This window comes from Mucilaginibacter sp. UR6-1 (assembly GCF_020880975.1).
Lineage (GTDB): Bacteria > Bacteroidota > Bacteroidia > Sphingobacteriales > Sphingobacteriaceae > Mucilaginibacter.
Genome location: NZ_JAJIWP010000012.1, coordinates 1 through 1,353, shown reverse-complemented (window position 1 = coordinate 1,353; position 1,353 = coordinate 1). Strand labels below are relative to the sequence as shown.

The window sequence follows — 1,353 nt, the reverse complement described above, 5'->3', positions numbered from 1 at the left end:
TGCATCGTAAGAATAGGTCAGGTTATCCACCTCTACGATATTGGCTGTTCCGGGCGCGCTGCTGTTACGTTTCAGCGTCTGGATGTTCCCGTTCTCATCATAACTTATGTTATTTTCATTATAGCCACCTAAGTTGGAGTTGAATGCGCCTGTACCCGCTGTGGTACGCTCGGCATAGTTGACTGCCGTTAACCGGTTGAGCACGTCGTAGCTGTACTTGTAGCTCCGCTCGTAGCTGCTTACGTTAGCAACGTTCTTGCTCATCCATTTTATCGCTGACAGATTACCGTCAAAATAAGCAGTATTGCCTACATTGGCATCAGCCTGGTTATATAGCAGCTCGATACCGAACAGGTCATTACCGTCATCATTCTTTACGCCGTCATTGTTCAGCTTACTGTTATTGATACTGGTGAGTTGTCCTTTGATGTTGTACCGGTAATCGATGGATTGCAGGTAGGTGCTACCGCCGTTGGTCGAGCCCAGCTTCTTATCTACCAGTTGTCCCAGTTCATTATATTCATAGCCTGCCACGCGTATGGTTGCCCCGCCGTTATAACTTTGGTCAATCGCCGTTACGCGCTGCATGTGGTCGTAAGTATAGGTGCTCAGTACTGAGGTGCTTACACTGTTTACTGATTTGACGACCTTAGTTTGCTTTGGCGTACCGGTAAAGTCAGGCACGATGGTCTTTGTGTCGTTTGTACTCGTAGTGATCTGGTTGCTGGAACGTTCCTGGATCACGTTGCCCCGCTTATCATAGAAAATCACGCTCTGTATCCAGGTTCCACCTGCTGCGCCTACCGTGTATTTACGCACCATCGTCAGCATGCCCCGGGTTTGCGTGGTAGCGGTAGCCTCGCCTGTTAATCCCTGGCTCAGGTAGCTGTAGTTCGCTACGCCATCGCTGTTGATGTCATAATCGTCATAATAGCTAAAGGCCAGGTCGGTCTTGCTGCTCGTCGGGAAGGTGACATTGGTGTAGTAGCCGGTTGTGGAACTGGTACCACGCTTCTCGTACCAGTTAATGCTATAGTTCAATCCTGATACATAGGTTTGCATGGCGGCCAGTGTCGTACGAGTGGCATCGGTATAAATGCCTTGTGCTATGGCATTGCCCCGCACGTCATACTTGATATAGTTCCACTGATTCGAAGCTTTCAGCTTCGCATTTTGTGCCAGCACCAGCCGGTCAAGCGGGTCATATACCAATGATACCGCCCCTGCGCCAGGGATGGTCTTTTCAGTCAACCTGCCTTTGTCGTCGTACGTATAGGTAAATATCAACTTACTGATGATTGCTGTACTTAGCGTATAACTGTTGTTAGCAGCCAGCAAGTTTACTGCCTTTGG

At 49.0% G+C, this 1,353-nt stretch carries 1 pseudogene; it reads right to left on the bottom strand.

The features are described 5' to 3' along the window. Window positions 1–1,353 (bottom strand): annotated as a pseudogene (locus tag LJ707_RS20260) (hypothetical protein); the annotation flags it as partial.